The 15,960-nt window shown below is 42.3% G+C and carries 14 protein-coding genes; 7 read left to right on the top strand and 7 right to left on the bottom strand.

What is annotated here, in order from left to right; translation table 11 throughout:
- Positions 1-5: 5 nt before the first annotated feature.
- Positions 6-1,301: a cation:proton antiporter gene (locus tag OGM63_RS22545; RefSeq protein WP_263747900.1), complete on the bottom strand. Its 1,296-nt coding sequence runs from the start codon at positions 1,299-1,301 to the stop codon at positions 6-8.
- Between the two features lie 81 nt (positions 1,302-1,382).
- Between OGM63_RS22545 and OGM63_RS22540 the strand changes: the two genes are divergently transcribed.
- Positions 1,383-1,586: a cytochrome P450 gene (locus tag OGM63_RS22540; protein WP_263747899.1), complete on the top strand. Its 204-nt coding sequence runs from the start codon at positions 1,383-1,385 to the stop codon at positions 1,584-1,586.
- A gap of 464 nt (positions 1,587-2,050) precedes the next feature.
- Here OGM63_RS22540 and OGM63_RS22535 read toward each other — a convergent pair whose 3' ends face one another.
- The 4 genes from OGM63_RS22535 to OGM63_RS22520 all read right to left on the bottom strand — a co-directional run bounded on the left by OGM63_RS22535 (position 2,051) and on the right by OGM63_RS22520 (position 7,599).
- Positions 2,051-3,409: a (Fe-S)-binding protein gene (locus OGM63_RS22535; RefSeq protein ID WP_263747897.1), complete on the bottom strand. Its 1,359-nt coding sequence runs from the start codon at positions 3,407-3,409 to the stop codon at positions 2,051-2,053.
- A 55-nt stretch (positions 3,410-3,464) separates the two neighbouring features.
- Positions 3,465-4,751, bottom strand: a complete 1,287-nt coding sequence (locus tag OGM63_RS22530; RefSeq protein WP_263747896.1) for an FAD-binding oxidoreductase — start codon at positions 4,749-4,751, stop codon at positions 3,465-3,467.
- A gap of 416 nt (positions 4,752-5,167) precedes the next feature.
- Positions 5,168-6,526 carry an NAD(P)/FAD-dependent oxidoreductase gene (locus OGM63_RS22525; protein ID WP_263747895.1) on the bottom strand — a complete coding sequence of 453 codons (1,359 nt, stop codon included), beginning with the start codon at positions 6,524-6,526 and terminating at the stop codon, positions 5,168-5,170.
- A 632-nt stretch (positions 6,527-7,158) separates the two neighbouring features.
- Positions 7,159-7,599, bottom strand: a complete 441-nt coding sequence (locus tag OGM63_RS22520; RefSeq protein ID WP_263747894.1) for a GxxExxY protein — start codon at positions 7,597-7,599, stop codon at positions 7,159-7,161.
- Between the two features lie 60 nt (positions 7,600-7,659).
- On the opposite strand from OGM63_RS22520, the gene OGM63_RS22515 reads away from it, so the two are divergent.
- The 6 genes from OGM63_RS22515 (at position 7,660) to OGM63_RS22490 (ending at position 15,229) form a co-directional block, all read left to right on the top strand.
- Positions 7,660-10,740 carry a valine--tRNA ligase gene (locus tag OGM63_RS22515; RefSeq protein WP_263747892.1) on the top strand — a complete coding sequence of 1,027 codons (3,081 nt, stop codon included), beginning with the start codon at positions 7,660-7,662 and terminating at the stop codon, positions 10,738-10,740.
- Between the two features lie 119 nt (positions 10,741-10,859).
- Positions 10,860-11,303 (top strand): HmpF-related protein, encoded by a 444-nt coding sequence (locus OGM63_RS22510; protein WP_263747891.1) that lies wholly within the window; start codon positions 10,860-10,862, stop codon positions 11,301-11,303.
- Positions 11,304-11,550: 247 nt separating this feature from the next.
- The gene (locus OGM63_RS22505) at positions 11,551-11,835 is read left to right on the top strand and encodes a hypothetical protein (protein ID WP_263747890.1); all 285 of its coding nucleotides are present in this window, start codon (positions 11,551-11,553) and stop codon (positions 11,833-11,835) included.
- Positions 11,836-12,084: 249 nt separating this feature from the next.
- Positions 12,085-12,936 carry a WGxxGxxG-CTERM domain-containing protein gene (locus OGM63_RS22500; RefSeq protein WP_263747889.1) on the top strand — a complete coding sequence of 284 codons (852 nt, stop codon included), beginning with the start codon at positions 12,085-12,087 and terminating at the stop codon, positions 12,934-12,936.
- 162 nt (positions 12,937-13,098) lie between these two features.
- Positions 13,099-13,686: a thioredoxin family protein gene (locus tag OGM63_RS22495; RefSeq protein WP_263747888.1), complete on the top strand. Its 588-nt coding sequence runs from the start codon at positions 13,099-13,101 to the stop codon at positions 13,684-13,686.
- 232 nt (positions 13,687-13,918) lie between these two features.
- Positions 13,919-15,229: an MFS transporter gene (locus tag OGM63_RS22490; protein WP_263747887.1), complete on the top strand. Its 1,311-nt coding sequence runs from the start codon at positions 13,919-13,921 to the stop codon at positions 15,227-15,229.
- Positions 15,230-15,406: 177 nt separating this feature from the next.
- Here the strand turns inward: OGM63_RS22490 and OGM63_RS22485 are convergent, their stop codons facing one another.
- Both OGM63_RS22485 and OGM63_RS22480 read right to left on the bottom strand, forming a co-directional pair.
- Positions 15,407-15,649, bottom strand: a complete 243-nt coding sequence (locus OGM63_RS22485) for a DUF6737 family protein (RefSeq protein WP_263747886.1) — start codon at positions 15,647-15,649, stop codon at positions 15,407-15,409.
- Between the two features lie 37 nt (positions 15,650-15,686).
- Positions 15,687-15,960: hypothetical protein (locus OGM63_RS22480; protein WP_263747885.1), on the bottom strand; the 274-nt coding region annotated here is incomplete at its 5' end.

Here is a 15,960-nt window from a genome sequence, read left to right as displayed (position 1 = left end):
CCCCCTCACTCAAATTCATCAACCGTAGCGGGGGGAGTTGCATTTTCATGCTTGGCAATTTTGCGCTCGTACCAATTCATTAATGGAGTTGAACTAACTCCATGTACAATTACTGAAACAACAATAGTTGTGTAAGTAATCCAGCCAATTTGTTCACCAAGTTCACCTTTCAAACCATTACCAAATGCATAAGCGAGATAATATAAAGAGCCTACACCGCGAATACCAAACCAACCAAATAGCCAGCGAGTTCGTGAGTCCATTCTTTGGTGACGCGAGTTTGAGGAACGCTTACCAATTGTACTAATCCAGGCTCCTACAGGTCGAATCACAAAGAATAGAAATACTATCACTAACAAAGATTGGTAAGCATAATCAAGCATAGGCTTAAATAATAATATTGTTCCCAATATTAAAATTGTTCCGACTTCCAAAAGCTTTTCAATTTGTTCGACAAATGCGAGTTGTTCCAATGGTTTATCGGAATTATAACTACGCTGTACAACTAAACCAGCAACAAAGACTGCCAAAAAACCATAGCCGTTAACAATTTCTGTCAATGAATAAGTTAACAATATCGTGCTGATGGCTACAAAATCTTCCATCGTCTCATCAACGCGATGGCGTTTTTGAATTTTTTTATCGAACCAAACTACTGCTTTGGCAACGATAATTCCCATTAAGATACCTGAAGCGATCGCCCAAATTAAATCAACTGCCACCCATTGCTTAAACCAGTTGTTCCAATTATCATCTTTTAAGGCATGAATGCCAAAATAAACAAAGGGAAAAGCTAGAGCATCATTTAAACCACCTTCAGAAGTTAAACCGAAGCGCAACTCATCTTCGTCGTTTGTATCTGTCAGTTGCACTTCTGATGCTAAAACAGGGTCAGTTGGTGCTAAAATTGCTCCTAATAAAATTGCCTCTCCCCAATTCATTCCTAAAAACAATTTGCCTACTACAGCTAGCCCAAAAATGGAAATTGGCATCAAAAATACAATCAACCGCGTCGTAATATCCCAAGCTTTTAAACGTAGCGGACGAACGATTTTTAAACCGCAGCCAAACACAGAAACAATCACCACCAACTCTGTTAGTCGTTCTAGCACCTCAGCGTTGAATGCATCTCCTTGGCGCAATTTAATCAGCCCTAAGCCATAAGGTCCAACCAATATACCTACCACTAGATAGATGAGGGCAAAGGAAAGAGGTAAGCGTGAAATGAAGCCTGAACCTAGCGTCACCAATAGTAAAAGTAGACCAATGAAAAGGAGATTGAGAATATAAATATCTACCATCACGATTTGTATAAAAAATAAGCTTCGTGTTGCAAGTGTAGAGGCGATCGCTTTTGGTTATAAATACCTTATGGTAGATTTATGACAAGTAATGAATATTTTGCAGTCTCTCCTTCAATGCAAGAAATATCTCTCAGAGTGATTTTACAAGCGGTGTTTAGTATGCATCAAGGAGAGCATTATGAACAACTCAAGCAGCTTTTGTGTTCAGTGCTGGATACATCTGGTTCTCCCTTAGGGGGAAATTTATTGCGAAAAAGGCAGCAAATGAATAATCTCCTTTAGACGGGGATTCATGAACGCAGAGATAACCAAGATTTATAATAGACATCTGGTGAAAACCCTTGTAGAGACGCGAAATTTCGCGTCTCTACAAGGGTTTTGGATAACGCATATTTAATTTTTGGAGATTTATAATAGTGCAGATATCCTCTCTTTGATAATGTCGGCGGGTGACAAAAACGGTGAACCAATAGACAAACGTCGTGGAAAACAATGTAGAGACGCGAAATTTCGCGTCTCTACATGGGTTGTGGACAACGGATAGTTCATTTTAAGAGATGTTTAATGACCCATGTCGAGTTGCGTGATGAGATCGTGACTTTGTTAGTTTGCTCAAAGCTAGAGAACCTGTCATCAGATACCACGTAGCTGAAAATATTGCTTTGACTGGCTTTTATATCATGGGAGCGCAAATCACACATGCGCTCTGAGACGTTCCAGCGGAACGTCTTTACGTCGGAACGTCTTTACATCTTCAACTTCACACCCCGAATCGAATAATCCAACAATTCCATTGGATGCACTACAGAAATCTCCTTACCCTGCAACTTTAAATGTTTAGTAATTTGCAACGTACAACCAGGATTTGCAGAAGTAATTAAATCAGCACCAGTATTCAACAAATTCTGCACCTTTTGCTTACCCAATTCATCAGCAACATCCGGTTGCAGCATATTGTAAACTCCCGCACTACCACAACACAAAGCCGCGTCAATCGGTTCTCTCAACTTCACCCCTGGAATTTGCCGCAATAACTGACGCGGTTGCACACTAATCTTTTGTCCGTGCAATAAATGACAAGCATCTTGATAAACCAAATTCAATGGTTTATCGGCAATTGGTGACAGTTTCGCCGTTAAACCAACCGTCGCCAAAAACTCTTGTGCATCCTTTACCTTACTAGCAAATTCCTTTGCCTTTTCGCAATATTCTGGGTCATCTTTTAACATATGACCGTATTCTTTTAAAGTATGACCGCAACCAGCCGCATTGATAATCACCGCATCCACATTAGTGTCAGCAAAACTATCAATCATCTGCCTCGCTAAAGCTTTCGCTTGTTCAGTTTGTCCTTGATGTTCAGGAAGCGCGGCACAACAACCTTGAGATTTAGGAATCACAACCTCACAGCCATTCGCTGTTAAAACTCGCACCGTTGCCTCATTCACCGGCGAGAAAAATAACCGTTGCACACAACCCAAAATCACGCCCACACGATAACGTTTTTCACCATTTGCCTTAATAACAGTAGGCAAATTATCTTGAAAAGATTTTAAAGTAACTTCCGGCAGAATTGATTCCATTGCAGCCAAGCGGGGAGATATGCGTTCAAGTAAACCAGTAGAACGCACAACTTTCGGCAAACCCAACTTTTGATAAATCAACAATGGAACCAATAAAAATCTTAAACGCTTCGGATAAGGAAACAGAGAAAATATTAATTGGCGAAATAACCTATCAGGCAAACTGCGCGAATAATTCCTTTCAACTTGAGGACGAATTGCCGAAATTAACTTATCATACTGCACACCAGAAGGACAAGTAGTCACACAAGCAAGACACCCCAAACAAGAATCAAAATGTTCCGCCGTCGCCTCATTTAGCGCAATTTCACCCTCATTAATTGCATCCATCAAATAGATTCTTCCTCGCGGAGAATCCATCTCCTTACCAAGCACCCGATAACTAGGACAAGTCGCAAGACAAAACCCACAATGCACACAACTATCAATCAACTTCGGCTCAGGCGGATTCTTTTCATCAAACCCTTTCAAATTCTTCAAACTAGCCGTATTATTCTTTAAATTAGTATCTGAAACCTGCATACCTCTCCCCTCTCTATCTCTGTGTTCTCTGCCCCTCTGCGGTTCGTTTCTCTTCTCAAATTCCCGCCACAAAACGACCAGGACTTAAAATATTCTTACCATCAAACTGTTCCTTAATACCCCGCATAATCTGCAAAGCATTACCCGTATATCCCCACACATCTATTTTTTGTTTTACAGCAATCGGTGCAGATAAAATAGTGAGGAAACCCCTATTACCTTCACAGAGCGATCGCATCTTGACAACCTCACCTTCACCCTCAAACCGCAACACCCCTAAACCACTACCAATATGAATCAAACCCATCTCCACCGAAGTCAAAACTTCCACCCCAGCAGTAGGTAACACTCCGATTTTGCAAATAATTTCCGACCCTGTAACATCAGAATGCATTTGCTCTCGCAATTTCTGCCATAAATCAACTTCATCTGCCGCAGAATAAATCGTTCCTTGTAAACCCAACTTTTCCCCTACTTCCAAAAGTCGGTTTGACTGTTCCTTCACACTTTCAACTATACTTTGAAAGCGAGCGATTAAACCCAAACCTTTACCCAAACCTAAATTAGACACAACTTGACTTGAAAGCAAATCAGCCTGAGTTGGTGTCAGTGCCGAACCTCGCAGAGTGTCCGCAGCTTGAGATATAGCAAGAGCCGTACCAGTTAGCACCACCGTCCCCGATATCTCCGGCAACGGATAAACTCGAAAAGTTGCTTGACTTATAATCCCAAGTGTGCTGTAAGATCCAGTAAACAACTTCATCAAGTCGTAGCCGGCAACATTTTTTACCACGCGTCCCCCAGCTTTGGCAATTTGTCCATCAGCACGCACAAAGGTAATACCCAAAAGTTGATCCCGCACACTGCCATAACGCTGCCGCAAAGAATTTGTATCAGCTGTGGCGATAATCCCACCAATAGTTGCAGATAGGAGTGCGGTGGGGTCGAGAGCGAGAAATTGGCGATGTTCGGCTAAAATTGCTTGCAGCTTTGAGAATTTCATTCCCGCTTCTACAGTGACAGTCAAATCCCCAACTGCATGTTCAATTAGTCGGTTAATGCGTTCGGTACTGATTACCACATCAACGCAAGTTGCTAAACCGCCCCAGCTGATTTTACTACAATTACCGCAAGTTAAAACGCGCCAGTTATTTTGGTGAGCCTGGGCGATCGCTTGTGCTAATTCTTCGGTAGTGTGAGGATAAACAATGCAGCTGGGAACACTTCCAGGCATTATCGCCTGTAGAATACGCTCTTGGCGACTAAGTTCGATATTTTCCCATAGGCAGACAGCATTATCTTCCCCCACGATAGATGCAAAACTAGAAGCTTTTGCTTTCATCAGTTTATTTTTGAATCCCTAAATCTAATGTACTGGTTTTCACTAAATAAATAAGTAATATTTTCAAACACGGCATCGGGCATATAGCAATCCGATCGGGAGAGCGTGAAAAGTTAGATTCCCGACTTCTTAAAGAAGTCGGGAATCTGAACACCGCGAATTTTCACGCTTTTATCTAGGATTGCTATATCTGCTTTTATATTATGTTCGTTTAATTGACATTAATAAAAAAATCCGAAATCCTTGTAGAGACTACCAAGTGCTACGTCTCTACATCATAATATGTAATCTACCGGACATGATATTAAATATAGCAAAGAGAATCCCGGTCTCTTCAAGATACCGGGATTTTGACAAGTCATTTAGCTGTAAACAAAACACTATCAACTACTAACCAATAACCACGATTTTTTTATCTAAACATTAACTGTCGGTCTATTTTTATCTTGTTTGTAATAACCGTTAGTGTCTTCAAATTCTATTTCCTGGAATGCTTCTCTACCGGTAATCAATCTTGCGCCACGATTGCGAGTAAAATAGTTCCAGCCCCACTGAATCATTACTACTAATTTGTTGTCAAACTCAATTAAGAAGTAGATGTGAATTAATAGCCAAAATAGCCAAGCGAAGAAACCTGTAAGTTTAATAAAGCCTAAGTCTACAACGGCATAATTTTGCCCAATCATCGCTAAACTACCGCGATCAATGTAATGAAACGGTGGTAAAGTTTTACCCTGAAGTCGTTGTTGAATTAGGGAAGCTACGTATTCTCCTTCTTGCTTGGCTACCGGTGCGACACCGGGTAAAGGTTTACCATTTTGATCGGAAAAATTCGCTAAATCGCCAACTACGAAAATATTAGAATGTTTCTTGATACTTAAGTCGGGTTCAACAATCACTCGTCCAGCGCGATCGCATTCAGCAGAAGTGCGTTCTGTCAAAACTTTTCCCATTGCCGACGCTTTGACACCTGCTGCCCATAATACTGTTTTTGCGGCAATCTCTGTAACCGTATCGTTTTGTTTGATAGTAACGACATCATCTTTAATATTCGTTACCAATGCTTTTGTTTGAACCGTGACACCCATCCGTGTTAAAGATGCTTCCGCTTCGGCTGATAATTCGGGTGCGAAAGGTGGCAGAATGCGATCGAGACCTTCAAGAAGCAAAACTTGCGCTTCACAAGTGTCGATGTTGCGAAAATCTTCTTTCAGGGTGTGATATGCCAATTCAGCGATCGCCCCTGCTAATTCTACACCAGTTGGACCACCACCAACAATTACAAATGTTAACCAAGCACGCCGCACTTGGGGGTCAACTTCCTTTTCAGCAGCTTCAAAAGCCGTAAAGATGCGACGACGCATTAACAGCGCATCTTCCACAGTTTTCAAACCGGGTGCGAATTCTTCCCAGTCGTCTTTACCAAAATAAGAATGTTTTGCACCTGTAGCAACAATTAATGTATCGTAAGGTACTACCTCATCACCTAAAATTACTTTTTGCGCTTCTGGATCGATATCATTCACTTCACCTAGTAGCACTTTGGTATTTTTACTCTTACTCAGCACAGATCGCAATGGCGAAGAAATATCAGCCGGAGATAACGCACCTGTTGCAACTTGATACAAAAGCGGTTGAAATAGATGAAAATTCCGTTTATCAATCAGTGTCACGTTTACCGCAGCTTTCGCTAAGGCTTTCGCGGCATAAAGTCCACCAAAACCACCACCAACGATTACTACCTGATGGGGTGGCTGATTGTCAAGTGATTCCATAAGAAATGTTTCCTTTTTCCAACTGATGTTACTATTCTTAACAAATTTATTTGTATCAAGTTTGTCACATTTGTTGCTGTTTGGCTTAAACAGATGAAAATATGATGAAGGTAATCAGGCGTTGCATTTAATAGTAGACGTTTGGTGAAAAAGAATTATTGTGACGTTAAATTTAACGTCTATACAAGGGTTTGGGCAACGCATAGTTCATTTCTGGAGATGTCTAGTGTGTCTGACAAATCACGCATGTAGAGATGCGATAAATCGTCGTCTCTACATTTATTTTTTGTGTATGTATGTAATAGGCATCTGTTGGAAAAAAATTATTGTGACGTTAAATTTAACGTCTATACAAGGGTTTGGACAACGCATAGTTCATTTTTGGAGATGTCTAATTCAAATGAGAACCGCGATAAATCAATTAATTAACTCACCGATGACAGCACCGTCTTCAATTTCGGCTAGATGATATTCTTCCTCGTTAATTAGACATCTCCGGAAAAGAATGTAGAGACGTAGCACAGAATCGTCTCTACAAGGATTTCGGACAACGCATAGTTCATTTTTGGAGATGTCTATTGATTAAACTCAGCAAGAACGAACCGCACTCGTAGCAGAGAGCGCAGAGAGAGTTAAGAAGAGAGGATGATGCGTTTGATGCCTTGTTTGAGGATGGGGACGTTGAAGTTGATGAGGAGGGCAAGGGGGTGTTTGGTCATTTTCAGGTACGACATCACTTGAGCTTCGTGGATGGGGGCTAGGTTTTGAACAGCTTTCAATTCAATTATTAAAACATCGCCAACAAGAAAATCTAATTGTCCCTCGCCAATGAGACATCCTTTATAAGTCACTGCCACTGGATGTTTAGATTTATGAGGTATTCCCCGCATCTCAAATTCCACCTTCAGCGCTTTATGATACACCTCCTCCAAAAAACCAGGTCCCAACATCCGATGCACCTCAATCGCCGCACCAATCACAGCATACGTTAGCTGCTCCACCTCATCACCTAGCTGCCTCATCCTTCTTTCTTCTTCCTTCGTGTACTTCGTGCCTTCGCGGTTCGTTTCCATAAATCCCTCTCCAACCCTGTGGCAAAATTTATTAAAGTCCAGTTCTTTAGTTTTCCCAGCATGACCGCAACAAACTCAAATCTCCCCAGTCTCTACGACCCCTTCTCCACCGAAGCCAAATGGCAAAAATTTTGGGAAGAAAAGCAAATCTACAAAGCTGACCCCAACAAAGGTGGGGAACCCTACTGCATCGTGATTCCCCCCCCGAATGTCACCGGCAGCTTACACATGGGTCACGCCTTTGAAAGTGCCCTGATTGATACCCTGGTGCGCTACCACCGCATGAAAGGATGCAACACCCTGTGGCTACCCGGAACCGACCACGCAAGTATCGCCGTGCAAGCAATTCTGGAAAATCAACTTAAGGCTGAGGGTAAAACTCGCTACGATTTAGGGCGCGAGAAGTTTCTAGAACGCGCTTGGCAGTGGAAGGGAGAATCTGGGGGAGCGATCGTTAATCAGTTGCGACGCTTGGGTGTTTCGGTTGACTGGTCGCGGGAACGGTTCACCCTAGATGAGGGTTTATCAAAAGCTGTTTTAGAAGCTTTTGTCCGCCTTTACGAAGAAGGGCTGATTTATCGGGGTGAGTATTTGGTAAACTGGTGTCCGGCTTCTCAATCGGCGGTGTCTGATGTGGAGGTGGAAAATCAAGAGGTTAATGGTAATCTTTGGCACTTCCGCTACCCGCTAACTGATGGTTCTGGTTATATAGAAGTGGCGACAACGCGACCAGAAACGATGCTGGGTGATACGGCTGTGGCGGTTAATCCCAATGATGACAGATATAAGCATTTAATTGGCAAAACTGTCACTCTGCCAATTATGCAGCGGGAAATTCCCATTGTTGGCGATGAGTTTGTTGACCCGACTTTCGGCACCGGTTGCGTCAAGGTGACTCCGGCACATGACCCGAATGATTTTGAAATGGGTAAGCGCCATAATCTGCCGTTTATCAATATTATGAATAAAAATGGGACTCTCAACGAAAATGCTGGGGAGTTCCAAGGACAAGACCGCTTTGATGCGAGAAAAAATGTGGTTTCTCGCTTGCAAAATGACGGCTTTTTGGTGAAGGTGGAGGATTATAAACATAGTGTTCCTTATAGCGATCGCGGAAAAGTCCCGGTTGAACCTCTTCTCTCTACTCAGTGGTTTGTCAAAATTCGCCCAATGGCTGATCAAGCGCTGGAATTTATCGATGATAAAAATTCCCCGCAGTTTGTCCCCCAACGCTGGACTAAGGTTTATCGTGATTGGTTGGTGAAGTTGAAAGATTGGTGTATCTCTCGTCAACTCTGGTGGGGACACCAAATCCCCGCTTGGTATGCGGTGAGTGAAACCGGTGGCGAAATTAAGGACAATACGCCATTTATCGTGGCGAAATCAGAGGCAGAAGCCTGGGATAAAGCTACATCACAATTTGGCGAAAATGTCAAGCTTCAACAAGATCCAGATGTGTTGGATACCTGGTTTTCTGCGGGAATCTGGCCCTTTTCAACTTTGGGATGGCCCGAACAAACTCAGGATTTAGCGACTTATTACCCTACCAGTACCTTGGTAACTGGCTTTGATATCATCTTTTTCTGGGTAGCTAGAATGACAATGATGGGGAAGCATTTTACCGGAGAAATGCCGTTTAAAGATGTTTACATCCACGGGTTAGTGTTGGATGAAAATGGGCAGAAACAGTCTAAGAGTAAAGGTAATGGCATCGATCCCCTGTTACTGATTGACAAATATGGCACTGATGCCCTTCGCTACGCAATGATTAAGGAAGTAGCGGGTGCTGGTCAAGATATCCGCTTGGAGTACGATCGCAAGAAGGATGAATCCGCATCGGTGGAAGCATCTCGCAACTTTGCTAACAAGTTGTGGAATGCAGCACGATTTGTGATGATGAATTTGGATGGTCAAAGTCCGGTACAATTAGGAGAACCTTACCCCGGACTAGGCACAGAAGCTGAGAAAAAAACTGCTGGCTTAACTCCTAACTCCTCACTCCTAACTCCTAACTTAGAATTAAGCGATCGCTGGATTCTCTCTCGCTACAACCAAGTTATTAACCAAACGCGCGATCGCATCGACAACTACGGACTTGGTGAAGCGGCAAAAGGACTTTATGAATTTATCTGGGGTGATTTCTGCGATCAGTATATTGAATTGGTAAAATCTCGCTTGCAATCATCTGCCGATCCCGCATCGCGTCAAGTCGTACAGCAAACCTTAGCGTATCTTCTAGAAGGCATTTTAAAACTACTTCATCCTTTAATGCCTCATATCACTGAGGAAATTTGGCAAACTCTCACCCAACAACCAGAAGATTCACCGGAAACGATATCTTTACAAAGCTATCCAGAGGTGGAGACAAATTTAATTGATCCCAAGTTAGAAGAACAGTTTGAATTGCTGATTAGCACTATCCGCACAATTCGGAATTTGCGAGCAGAAGCGGATGTGAAACCAGGGGTAAAGGTAACGGTGAATTTGCAAAGCGACAGTGCCAAAGAACGGGAAATTCTTATTTCTGGACAGTCTTATATTAAAGATTTAGCAAAGGTTGAGACTTTAACTATAGCTGCTGGCGAACTTCATCAACAAACCGTAGTTGCGAAAAACCCTCTCAGAGGCTTGAAGACAATTGGGTTGATTATTGTGTTGCTTGTTTTTACTAGGTTGGCTTTCGTTGTTGGAGATGAAATTAACCACATTCCTATTTTAGGCACTTTCTTTCAAATGCTTGGTCTTGGGTACACAACTTGGTTTGTCGCGGAAAATTTAGTGATGGCTAAGGCTAGACAAAAGTTATGGGGTGTCTGGTTCAAGCCCACTACCGAAACTAACATGCGGGTGATAGAATCACCACAGCCACAAGACACAGCTTCCGCGATCGCTGGTGTGGTTGGTACAGTACAAGTGCTACTTTCTTTAACGGGTGTGGTAGATATAGAGGCATTAAGTGGCAAAATACAAAAACGCCTCAGCAAAATAGAAGGGGAAATTAACTCACTCACTACCCGGTTAAATAATCCCAAATTTGTGGATAAAGCCGCTGCTGAGGTAGTGCAAGCAACGCGGGATGCTTTAGCAGAAGTTGAAAAACAAGCAGAAATTTTGCGCGATCGCCTGCGTAGTTTAGCATAACAAAAAGTGAGAGTTAGGAGTTATAAGTTATGAGTTATGAGTTGAATGAAAGTTTTTAATTCAAAACTCAAAACTTAAAACCCCTCACTCCTCACTCTTAACTTTTAACTTTTACCATCATGCTCTATCTAGCTCAGGTGCATAAAAACAAATTTCTCGATCAGCACCAGTTGCGTTTGTTGGCACGTCAGGAAGCTGACAACTTCTGGGCGATAATCCCAGAAGAAGCTTTTATTCTCTTGGCAAAAGGCAGCTCCATAACTGAAAAATTGCTCGTTTTAGTTGAGCTTTCCTCCACAGGAGACATCCAAAGACTCGAAGATGCCACCAATTGGGTAATGGATCTCGTACAAACCTACCTCACCACTGGTATCACTCCGCAATTTTTGCATCAAGAAGCCGAAAGAGCAGAACAGTGGCGTCAATCTTTAACTTTACAAAACCAAGAACTAGCGCGTCGTTCTCTAGAGTTAGAAGCGCGGAGAGAGCAAATTCAAGCTCTAGAACAAAGTCTCAAACGCGATAAAAATGGTAATCAGAGCGAGGAAAATTGTGGCTCTTAAATTACAGTTATCAGTTAATCCCAGTGAGAATAGGTTCTAGACAATAAAGGTAACAGTTTTCTATTTCTCTCGTGTTGAAAATACCTTCTCATAGGCAGAGATGAGTGTTTATCGGTAATAAAAGTATGAATAGCTACTTTGATTTTTTTAGGATTTAAAATTAAAATAAATATAAAAATACTCCTTAAGTTTGATATAAGACATACTTTTAGTATGAAGTTGTAATTTGCAAAGCCATAGAGAATGTATGAAGACCAATAAATTATCTTTGGCTGGGGAGAAAATTCTGATGACGCGGGACATTATTTTTTGTTTACAAGAAGCCGCTTTGCAGTTGATCTTCCAAAAATCATTTACACCTAAAAATCCTTCTGAATGTTTTATAAATCCCCCTTGTGGCTGTGCTAATCCAGGAAAAGAACTTAAGTGTGAAGAGTGTCCTGAGCTTGAAGCCTGCTTGTCTGGTTTTCAACTTGCACGAAATTATCGAAACAATATAAAATATCAACCTAAAGATGGTTGCAGCAAGTGACTATAACGCGATCGCTAGCTAATATTTATGCACAATGAAAGAATTCTGTTTAATCGTTTGAATGCAAACACAATATCTATGCAAATTATCTATTTTATTCAAATATTTTAAAACTTTTTTTGCATAACTTAAGTAAGATGCTCTAATTCCCATAAGTTCATAATAATTAATAAAGCTGATTAAATTGATATCGCCGTTTTATCCAATCAATAATCTCAAGAAATCCAAAACTTCAAAGGAAAAATAAACATGAAGCCTTTTGACTTATCTAAAACTGTTTTAGCTAGTGTCTTTGCCGTCAGTTTAGCTTCTATATCTTTACCAGCTTCTGTTTCTGCTCAAACCGGCAGTTCAGGTAGCGGTAGTGGCACAACAGGCACTGGAACAGGCACAACAGGTACTGGAACAGGCACTGGCACTGGAACAACAGGTACTGGCACTGGTACAACTGGTACTGGAAGCAGTACTTATGGAACAGGCACTGGCACTGATACAACTGGTACTGGAACAGGCACAACAGGTACTGGAACAGGCACAACAGGTACTGGAAGCAGTACTTATGGAACAGGCACTGGCACTGGTACAACGGGTACTGGAACAGGCACAACAGGTACTGGAAGCAGTACTTATGGAACAGGCACTGGCACTGGTACTGGTACTGGAAGCAGTACTTATGGAACAGGCACTGGCACTGGTACAACAGGTACTGGAAGCAGTACTTATGGAACAGGCACTGGCACTGGTACAACGGGTACAGATGGAACAGGTACAGGCACAACCGGGACTACGGGCAGTGGCACTACCGGAACAGATAGCACGGGTACAGGCACAACAGGTACTGGTACAAGGGACACCACGGGCGGTGGTACAACGGGCACAACGGGCACTGGTACAAGCGACACTACAGGCAGTGGGACAACGGATAGTGGTATAAATACTACTACCACGACTTCCACCGAAGTAAGACGCGATCGCCATTCTAATTTGGGTTGGCTAGGGTTGCTTGGTCTTGCTGGTTTAGCAGGTTTGGCTCGCAAACGCGAAGACAAAACGGTTTACCGCGATCCGAATGAAGTCACAAGTTCTCGCTCTAAATATTAATTTAGCTTTCTCGCCGCATCCGCCTCCCACTGAACCGAGTACCGTTTCAGTGGTGAGATATAACTATAGCCCCTGTAAGGTGCAAGTGTGGAATTACAAACCACCAAGAGGAAAGAGTTAAACTGAAGAAGATGCAGCTTAATAAGATTTAATAAATTTGTGATGAGTACAGATTCGCCTATATCTCCTCAAAAACCTCAATCTACAGGTGGGACGCGCTTAAGAAATTTTGTGATTGCGATGGTAGCGATCGCTCTTAGTGTTGCCTTAGTGTTAGGATTGCGAACTCAGACACCAGAGGCTTCTCTTGCCAAGTTAGATCAAGGGTCTATACCATTAGAATTAGCTTTGACAAACGGCAACCCAACGCTGATGGAATTTTATGCTAATTGGTGTACTGTTTGCCAACAAATGGCACCAGATATGCAACAGTTGGAGACGCAATATGCTGACAAAGTTAATTTTGTCATGCTGAATGTAGATAATACTAAATGGCTGCCGGAGATGTTGAAGTATCGGGTGGATGGAATACCCCATTTTCTTTTTTTGGGCAAAGATGGAGAAACAATAGCCCAGGCGATCGGCAATCAACCGCGTACAATTATGGCAAGTAATTTAGAAGCCTTGGCTACTGGTTCATCTCTACCTTATGCTCAAGCAAGCGGACAAGTTTCTAAATTTTCCGCACCAGTTAAACCAACAAGTGGTAAAGACGATCCTCGTCTCCACAGTAGCCAAGTTGTAAATTAAACCTAAAATACTCTCTCTTAGTTCGTAATGAGCGGTTTACCGCTCATATCTTAGATTTTAAGCAGTCAGCCCTACCATTCGCCAACCGTATTCTTGAAGAAGTCGGGAAGGACAGCAACAGAGCAAAGTGGGGAATATTATTTTTTCTGCCCTATTACCTGTAATGGCTAGCAATTTGGTGTATTTATATTCTAAATATTGCTGCCCTTTCATTAATCGAAGGTGAGAAAAAATGCTGCGTCTGAGTCGTTACCAATGGACTGTGCTGTTTGCCGCTTGGCTGGGCTGGGGCTTTGATGTTTTCGACGGATTGCTATTTAATTATGTTGCTCCCAATTGTGTACCAACGCTGTTGGGTTTAACCATCGGTACACCAGAAGCGAAAGCGGCAACTCTTTTTTGGACAGGGCTTTTAACTTCGATTCTTCTGTTAGGTTGGGCAGCAGGTGGGGTGATTTTTGGTCAATTGGCTGACCGCATCGGACGCAGCAAAACTCTCCTGATTACAATGCTGCTGTATGCTTTGGGAACAGCCTTTTGTGCTTTTGCTCCAAATATGTGGTTTTTGGTGTTTTGCCGGATAATTGCTAGCCTTGGGATTGGGGGTGAGTGGGCAGCCGGAGCCTCAATGGTAGCAGAAGTTGTGCCAGAAAAATCACGAGTTGAAGCCGGCGCACTTTTGTACACTTCTGCTCCTGCGGGTTTATTTCTGGCAACTTACGTCAATTTCCAAATTGCTGGGGTTCTATTTTCGGGAAATCCAGAAACTTCTTGGCGTTATGTGTTTTTATGTGGTTTGATTCCCGCAGCAGTTGCTTTTATAGTCCGCTTGTTTGTCAAAGAGCCAGAACGTTGGCAGAAAACAAGCACTGCTTCAGCTCCCCCTAGACTCGGTGAACTCTTCAATCGCCAAAATCTACCTTTGACTATCAGCGGCTTTTTAATGGCTTTGACTGCTTTACTAACTTGGTGGAGTTGTAATGCTTTCATACCAGTAATTGCCACAGGATTAGCTCGGACAACTGCCACTGCTCAAAGTTTGGATAAAAGCGCAACCCTAGCACTAATCGAAAATTGGAAAGTCGTGGCAACAAGTAGCTTTAACTTGGGAGGTCTTATTGGGACGCTGCTAACGATTCCAGCGGCTAAATACTTGGGACGTAAAAAGATGTTTTCTATCTACTTTATTTTGTCAGCAGCATCAATGATGGCTACCTTTGGGCTACCCCTGCCTCCGGTAGTTCGCCTTTATATGTATTTTACCATCGGTATAAGCGTTTTTGGTGTATTTGGCAGTTTCACTTACTACCTACCAGAGTTGTTTCCTACGAGGTTGCGAGCGACTGGTTCAGGTTTTTGTTATAACATCGGTCGCGTATTTGCCGCAATTGGACCCTTTTTAGTGGGTGCGATCGCTTCTCGTGGTGCCAATGCTCTCGATACTGCTTTGCAGGTGCTATTTTGGGTTGGGTTCATCCCTCTGTTGGGACTTGCTTTTATGCCTTGGGTAATTGAAACCAAAGGTCGAGTTTTGGCAGACTGAGTAGAGTTTGGAGTTACGAATTAGAGGATGTTTTAAAAGCGAATAGAATTCGCTGCTACACAAACAAAGTCCACCTCCGTGGACTAATAAAATATGTCCAATAAAAACACTGCAACCATCGTAGAGACGTTCGGTCCGGAACGTCTTTACATTGTAAGTAATAAGCCTGACATGATATCATAACTCCTCATTGGAATGAAGCGACTCCAAAGCACCACTACGGATCATCAGTTGGGGCCACATCAGTAAGAAGAAGCCCATCCAAGTTAGTATAGGCACACAGACGAGAACTGTTAGCCAGATAATTTTAAATAGTAACCAGCTACCACTAATTAAGGTAACACCCGTGAGAAGTATAGACCAAGGTTGACACCACCAAGGTTTGTAGTTCCAAGGACTGATAGGCTTTTGTTCAGACATTTAGTGTTATGCAATGAAAATAATCCTTTTACAAGTTTTAGCGTAAAAGCAGGAGAAATGCGCCTTTCCTGATTAGAGTATCTTTAATTTCCGGGTGTGCTTTGGGTACTTCAAAACGATATTTGGGTACTTCAAAACGATATTTGGGTACTTCAAAACGATGTTTGGGTACTTCAAAACGATATTTGGGTACTTCAAAACGATATTTGGGTACTTCAAAACGATATTTGGGTACTTCAAAACGATATTTGGGTACTTCAAAACGATATTTGGGTACTTCAAAACGATATTTGGGTACTTCAAAACGATAT

Source organism: Plectonema radiosum NIES-515, from assembly GCF_025753815.1.
GTDB lineage: Bacteria > Cyanobacteriota > Cyanobacteriia > Cyanobacteriales > Nostocaceae > Hassallia > Hassallia radiosum_A.
This window is presented reverse-complemented; position numbering and strand designations above follow the sequence as displayed.